Source organism: Bifidobacterium sp. wkB344, assembly GCF_003688305.1.
In the GTDB taxonomy this organism is placed as follows: Bacteria; Actinomycetota; Actinomycetes; order Actinomycetales; family Bifidobacteriaceae; genus Bombiscardovia; species Bombiscardovia mizhiensis.
In genome coordinates, this window is the sequence record NZ_NPOQ01000022.1 from 1 (window position 1) to 554 (window position 554).

Annotated in this window: 1 rRNA gene; it reads left to right on the forward strand. The window is 59.9% G+C overall.

Annotation, left to right across the window (positions count from 1 at the left end):
• Positions 1-546, forward strand: a 23S ribosomal RNA gene (locus tag CI601_RS06855); the annotation flags it as partial.
• Positions 547-554: the final 8 nt, after the last annotated feature.

A 554-nucleotide genomic window follows, 5' to 3' on the forward strand; every position in this document is an offset into this window, starting at 1 on the left:
GACGGGTCGAGCAGGGACGAAAGTCGGAGATAGTGATCCGGTGCCGGCGTACGGACGCGGCATCGCTCAACGGATAAAAGGTACCCCGGGGATAACAGGCTGATCATCCCCAAGAGTCCATATCGACGGGATGGTTTGGCACCTCGATGTCGGCTCGTCGCATCCTGGGGCTGGAGCAGGTCCCAAGGGTTCGGCCGTTCGCCGATTAAAGCGGCACGCGAGCTGGGTTCAGAACGTCGTGAGACAGTTTGGTCTCTATCCTCTGCGCTCGTTGGAATCTTGAGGAGCCCTGCCCATAGTACGAGAGGACCTGGGTGGACGAACCTCTGGTATGCCGGTTGTCGCGCCAGCGGCACGGCCGGTTGGCTACGTTCGGATGGGATAACCGCTGAAAGCATCTAAGCGGGAAGCCCCCTCCAAGATAAGGATTCCATGAAGCCTTCGGGCTTCTGAAGACCCCATGCAGAACACATGGTCGATAGACCGGACGTGGACACCCCGCAAGGGGCGGAGCCGACCGGCACTAATGGTCGAAGACAACACACCATCCACCC